Source organism: Treponema sp. UBA7570 (genome assembly GCA_002477955.1).
Classification (GTDB): Bacteria; Spirochaetota; Spirochaetia; order Treponematales; family Treponemataceae; genus Treponema_D.
The window spans coordinates 1-6124 of sequence record DLLE01000035.1; the positions used below are offsets into that span (position 1 = coordinate 1).

At 37.2% G+C, this 6124-nt stretch carries 7 protein-coding genes and 1 pseudogene; 4 read left to right on the plus strand and 4 right to left on the minus strand.

Annotated features, from left to right (window positions below):
- The 3 genes from B4N75_RS04380 to B4N75_RS04390 form a co-directional block, all read right to left on the minus strand.
- Positions 1–1592, minus strand: a 1592-nt coding sequence (locus tag B4N75_RS04380; protein ID WP_296706669.1) for a DUF2326 domain-containing protein, incomplete at its 3' end; no start/stop codon positions are given.
- The gene (locus B4N75_RS04385) at positions 1586–1810 is read right to left on the minus strand and encodes an ABC-three component system middle component 7 (protein WP_296666701.1); all 225 of its coding nucleotides are present in this window, start codon (positions 1808–1810) and stop codon (positions 1586–1588) included. The genes B4N75_RS04380 and B4N75_RS04385, both read right to left, overlap by 7 nt.
- Entirely contained in the window at positions 1807–2961 is a 1155-nt protein-coding gene (locus B4N75_RS04390) for an ABC-three component system protein (protein WP_296693852.1), read from the minus strand. The genes B4N75_RS04385 and B4N75_RS04390 overlap by 4 nt, the downstream gene beginning before the upstream one ends.
- Positions 2962–3135: 174 nt before the next feature.
- Between B4N75_RS04390 and B4N75_RS04395 the strand changes: the two genes are divergently transcribed.
- The 4 genes from B4N75_RS04395 to B4N75_RS04410 all read left to right on the plus strand — a co-directional run bounded on the left by B4N75_RS04395 (position 3136) and on the right by B4N75_RS04410 (position 5405).
- Positions 3136–3885 (plus strand): DUF4469 domain-containing protein, encoded by a 750-nt coding sequence (locus B4N75_RS04395; protein WP_296666698.1) that lies wholly within the window; start codon positions 3136–3138, stop codon positions 3883–3885.
- An 80-nt stretch (positions 3886–3965) separates the two neighbouring features.
- Positions 3966–4721 carry a DUF4417 domain-containing protein gene (locus tag B4N75_RS04400; protein WP_296693856.1) on the plus strand — a complete coding sequence of 252 codons (756 nt, stop codon included), beginning with the start codon at positions 3966–3968 and terminating at the stop codon, positions 4719–4721.
- Positions 4708–5046 (plus strand): hypothetical protein, encoded by a 339-nt coding sequence (locus tag B4N75_RS04405; protein WP_296693859.1) that lies wholly within the window; start codon positions 4708–4710, stop codon positions 5044–5046. The genes B4N75_RS04400 and B4N75_RS04405 overlap by 14 nt, the downstream gene beginning before the upstream one ends.
- Positions 5047–5057: 11 nt before the next feature.
- On the plus strand, positions 5058–5405 hold the full coding sequence (locus B4N75_RS04410; RefSeq protein ID WP_296666691.1) for a hypothetical protein: 348 nt from the start codon (positions 5058–5060) through the stop codon (positions 5403–5405).
- A 277-nt stretch (positions 5406–5682) separates the two neighbouring features.
- On the opposite strand, the pseudogene B4N75_RS04415 reads toward B4N75_RS04410, so the two are convergent.
- A pseudogene (locus tag B4N75_RS04415) lies at positions 5683–5901 on the minus strand (amino acid--tRNA ligase-related protein); the annotation flags it as partial.
- Positions 5902–6124 lie beyond the last annotated feature (223 nt).

The window sequence follows — 6124 nt, forward strand, 5'->3', positions numbered from 1 at the left end:
TCTATTGCCGTATGATTTTCGATTGTTTTCTTTAGCTCATCGCTTTCGTATGAATTTTTCTTGTCAAACGAGACAAAAATCTGCTTTTCAGACTTTTCATATTCCTCAAAAATTTTTATGACACGGTTATCGCTCAAATTTTTGAACAGAATTGAGTCGTGAATCACAAACGGAAGTCTTGTAAGCTCAAGAAGCGCAATGTCATACAAAATCATGTTAACATAGGCGGTTCCGGTTCCGCTGTCCTTAGGAGCATAAAAACTGTAACTAGACGCGGAATTTAAATTAAGGCGGGGCGCATAACTGTTATTTCCATTTACATTAACGCTAAGCACTTCGAGCTTTTTATTGATTTTTAAAACAATTTCTTCAAGTATTAAATTTTTTTTACCGTCAAGCTCAATTTTCGTTTCTTTTAGCTGTCTTGAAATCTGCTCGGAATTTTTATAAAAAGCAATTTGCCCTTCAAGCTCGTTTTTCTGAATTGAAACTGCGGCGTATTGCTCAAGAATTTTTTTTGGAATTGAAACAGGAACGCTAAGCTCAGTAAGTTTTTGCGTTGCTTCTATTAAATTCTTTTCGTTTCCGGATATTTTGTCTTCAAGTTTTAAAAGCTCTTCCTCTGTTTCTTCTTTTAGGATTTTTGTAATCTGCTTATGGAAATTCTGAATTTCTTCAAGATGCGGAATATTTACATAAGGGAAAAATGATTTTAGCTCTTCAAAATTTTCTTTTTGAATTTTTGTTCCAGAACCAAGATTAGCTTCCATAATTGATTTTTCATTCAGAAGTCTTGTCCTATTTCTTCTTAAAACCGTGATTTGCTTTTCAAGCTCTGCCGCCTGTGCCGCCCGCTTTGCATCAACAGTTTCTGTCTGAATTTTGTTTGACTCTGCAATTTGTGCTAGCTCTTCATTTAACTGGTCAAGCCTGATTTCTGACTCTTTCAGCTGGGAGAGACTTTTTATCTTTCCGTTTTTTACGATTTTTGATTTTTCAACAGAGGAAAACTCTTCTTTTTCTGATTGAATTGCAGCTGATTTTTCTTCAAGAGTTTTTATTTCATCATATTCTTCAAACAGTTTTATAAGATTCCGCAAGATTCCTGTTTTTCCGCCGTTATGATTTTCAACGCCGACTATATTTTTGATTTCGCTGGAATCCTTTCCAAAAATCCGAACAGATGATGTTACGGCCTGCCTGAACGACAAGCCTGTTTCTGCTAGATTATATTTTTCAAGCAGGAATTTCTTAAAGTCAACATCGCTTATTTTTTTCGTTATATTAAAATGCTCATCGCAGACTGCAACTTCTTTAGGATTTTCTGTTGAGCGTGAAAAATAATATGTCTCGTTGTCAAATTCAAGGCAGAAATTTATTTTATGGTTTCCGACTTCTTCTAGCAGCTCCTTTTGAGAACAATAACTGTCTCCGCCGAAGCAAAAATCAACAGCAAACAGAAAAGTGCTTTTTCCGATTGAATTTTCCGCATTGTCCTCGCCAAGACAAATATTCAGTCCCGGGAAAAATTCAATCTTTCCGCGCGGACTTCCGTTTTCTATAAATTTTTCACATTCAATGAATTTCAGCATAATTCTATTCTCTCCGATTTTTGGTCAAATTTTATTTTTCCAAGCGCAAAAAGAACCGTGAGGCAGTCTGCAAAATCGCTTGTATTTTTAAATATCTTTTTGTTTGCCTTGTAAACTTCAGCTGGGCTGCAATCCTTTTCTTCTAAGAATTTTAGAACCGGCGCAAGTTTTGAAAGGCAGCTTTCTTTATATGTGAATATTTTTGAAGGAAGTTTCATTGTTGCGCCGCCTCCCTGAAAATTTCGCAGGACTGGACAAAATAGCTTGCAAGAATCTGGCTGGCGATATAGCTGGTTTTTGACATATTATGAAAACGTCCTGAAATCGCCTCAAAGATTTGAGTTTTTTCAATTTTTTCAGCTTCCAGGTTTTCATAGATATGCTTTACTGACTTTCGGAATTTTGCTTCATTGAAATTTTCTTTTTCAACTTTCTGCTTTAGAAGTCCGTTTATGAAGTTAAAATACTTTACAACGCGCGGCTTTATCTCATCTTCCAAAAAATGTTCTGACGGAAGAAATTTTTTCTTAAGCTCAACCGGGCTGTAATTGAGTTCGCTGAGTTCTGAACCATCGGCATTTGTGATTTTCTCTATTAAAGCTGTTATGTCCTGCTCTATTTTTTCTTCAGCTGCAAATTCCGAAACCTCTTCATTTTTCTGCATACGCCTCTTGATTTCACAAAGCCTTAAAATATCATGCTCCGTTTTTTGCATATTGAGCTTTGCGGCACATTCCGGACAGACTGCAAGCAAATTATAAATCCTGTCGTAAGGTTTCTGCGGATTTATCTGGATTATCTGAAAATACGGCTGCTTGTCTTCCTCTTTTTTGACATAGAGAGGCTTTGAGCACTCCGGCAGCGGACACAAACTGTTGCATTCCTGCAAAAGGCTCAGTCCGTATTTTTGCTCCAAGTCTTTTTGCCCGGAGTTTGTATTTAATAAAACTTTCTCCTGTTTTTTTCCTGATGCAATATCTGAGATGATTTGAAGAAATACATCCGCACATTTTTCAGGAAGCGCTTTTATATCAGTGTCTTCAACTCCTAGCTCATTTGCCAAATTTGTTTTCAGGTCAACTGACAAGGAATCTATCTTGTCGATAAATTCTGTTGAATCAAAATTTGACTTTATAAAGACTGCGTTTTTCTCGCTTATTTTTTTCGAACCGCGAAAATATCCATTTAATGTACTTGTGTTCATTTTCAAGAATGGATTATTTTGATTGCAAAAAAATCCATCATCACCCAAATACACAAGACTCAAAAGCTCCAGCACAAATTTAGGATGCTCATCTCCTAAACCAATATAAGAATATAAAATTCTAGAAAAATCAGAAAATTCCAACTGCTCCCCTTTTTCATTCATTTGGCCAATGGTGGACAACGACGGCCAGTGACGGCCAACTTCTTTTTCAAATGGACTGTATCTTAGTTCCTGTAAGACAAACACAAAATGTCTTGCAGGCTGCGTTGCAGTCTTTTTAATAATTATACCATACTTTTTTGAACTTTATTAGAAAGTGTGGTTTGTGAGGTGGCTATGGCTACTATTGCTTCGGAGTTCAAGAACTCCACAAACAAAATCAGTGTTTCAATCCGCAAGCTTGTCTATGAGGAAACTGAAACATTCGTGGGTCGTGTTTCACGGAATACAGTGAACATTGACAATCTTATAATGGAGATTTGCGAAAGAAATCCCGCCTACAATGAGTATGAGCTTAAAAAATTCGCAAAGGATTTAAAAGCAGGAATTCTTTCAAATCTGTCAAACGCAAAATCTGTAAACCTGCTGGACTTGGGAACGCTTTACATCGCGCTTTCAGGCGGAATGAAAATCGCCCCAAAGACAGCAAGCGAGATTTCTTCTCTTACAGTGAAATTTACACCTTCAAAAACTTTGACTGAATCTGTAGGAAAAATCGAGATAGATAAAATTGTTTATACAGATTCAGCTCCACTTATAAGCAGTGTAAAGTGTCTTTGGGACGGAGTTGAAGAAAAAGCTGTAAAGCCCGGAAAACTTGTGAGCATTACAGGAAGCAGGCTAAAGCTTGAAGGTGCGGAATGCGGCTTATATTTCTGCCCTGTCGATGAAGACGGCGAAGCAGAGGCGGATGAGACAAAATGGCTCAAGTGCGTTTTAACAAGGAATCTTCCAAAAACACTGGAAGCCTACGTTCCAGATAATCTTACGCCCGGTGAAAAGTATGCGGTTGCCATAAAAACAAGGCCTACGGCAGACGGCACATATTCAGTCGGATTCAGTGAAAACCTGAAAGTCGCTGAATAAGAAATCCATTCAGTTTTCCGTGTCGGTTTTTCTAAAAAGATAATCGGCGCGGAAGACTGATTTTTGAAAGGAATAATAAGATGGAGAATATTTTTCAACCATATCTATTCGATGATTTGGACTTTTGCAAAAAAGAAAAGCTAAAGAAAAATCTGATTGATGACGGATTCAATGCTGAACTTGTTAAAAATGCAATTTTTGACGGCTTGCTTGAGATTCCGCTTATCAGAAATCCTAAAGAAATTTTAATTCCAAAGACGATGATTCCGTTCAGCAAAATGAACAGAAGTGAAACTCTCAACGAATTTGTCTGCTTCTATGAAAACGATTTAAAATTCCGAGACATTTTGACTTCAACAAAAGAAAATCTTGAAAAAATCAAGAAATTTTCCGGAGCCATATCTCCCGACTGCTCTCTTTATTACGATATGCCGCTTGTTCTGCAGATGACAAATCTTTACCTGAATCATCAAATCGGTCATTACCTTCAAGAGCAAGGAATTTATGTAATTCCAAATGTTCGTTTTGGCGATGAGCGCACATACAAACGCATTATTCCTGACGAACCGCCATTCGCCTTTTTGGGGCTTGAAAAACACGGAATTTATTCAATAGGAACTTACGGCTGCTGCAAATCTTCTGAATACAAATTTCATTTAAAAGAAGGACTGCGCTCTTTTATAAAGGAAATTGAGCCAAAAATCATTCTTGTTTACGGAGCAATGCCGGGAAAAATTTTTGATGAGTTCAAAAATTGCGGAGTCCAGTTTTTCCAATATGACAACTGGACTAAATCCCAGCATAAGAAACCGGAGGTGAAAAATGGGAAGCGGTAGAAGCGGACTGTACAGCGGAACACGGGGAGGCAGAAACAGGCTTCCAAAAAATCCTGCGCAGATAAAGCATATTTTCAGAAAAAGCAAAGGACATCTTACAGACAATTTAAAAAACAGGAAAACTTTGCTAGACTTGATAAATGACGAGTCTTGTTATGCGGGAACAGATAAAGACGGCTGTAAATGGTATATAAAAATTGCGAAAAATGGCGCTCAATATTGGGCAAAAGTAAAAAACGGCAATTTAAGCAACGGCGGATATAACCGCTCTCCTAAAGAATGGGATGAAACAACAGGATTATGTAAAAATCCTAACAAAAAATAAGGAAGATAAAAATGACAAATTTTGAATTATTTACATTGATGTACATTATATTAGACAAAGAAAACGAAAGACACGGCAGGGCAAATGAATTGCTTACAGATTATGTGAGTGATTTAAATCCCTTTATTTGGAAAACAGAAGATTCTGCTGATCCGGCATATTTTTCAGAATTCAATGATTTTATGAAAAATAAAAAAATTGGCGACGATTTTGGCTATTCTTTAATTGCACAATTCATAAAGACAAATGATGGGTATTATTCAAGTTTGGAAAAATATTTTTTAATGACTTCAAAAGATGATTTTATAAAAATTGCAAAAAAATATCTTTCCGAACCGCACAAAGGCGGAAAAAACTAATTCTTCCTCCAAAACAAAGGAGATGACCAAAAAGAAACTTTTATGTCATTATCGGGCTTGCCCCGATAATCTATTGAAAATTTTCAACAGATTGCTAATCAAGTTTTTTTCAGAAACATCGCAGTATCAAGTACGGCAATGACATTTAGAACTTATTAGCCAGCCCCTTTGTTTTATAACATTTTATTTTTCCGGGTCAGAAAATCGTGATATGCAAGTGTCGCAATCCGCTTTGCGTCTTGCTTACCGAGTTTTCCCTGCGGAAAACTCGCGCATATTATTTCTCAACCTCAGTACATTTTAGATGCAAGTCGTCCAATTGGCTTTGGTCAACCGCGCTTGGACACTCATCCATAGGAGAAGCCGCCAAATTGTTATTCGGAAAGGCGATTACTTCGTGGATGCTTTCCTCGTGGCACATGAGCATTATAAGGCGGTCGAATCCCGGTGCGCTTCCTCCGCGCGGCGGCGCGCCGAACTTGAATGCCTGTACCATTTTTTCAAGTCCCAAAGTAAAGCACCTCAAGAAAGGCAAGCGGCAAAAATTGCAATGACAAGAACAAAACGCCTGATATACTTGAAGAAAAGTTTGTGCAGCCGCATAACATCTTAAACTCTCAATGTAAGAAATTTTTTCAAACTTTCAATTTGGTTTTCTCATACGTAAGCCGCTGAACTGTAAAAATCGCCATTATGTGGTTCGCAGAGTCTTCAAGGCT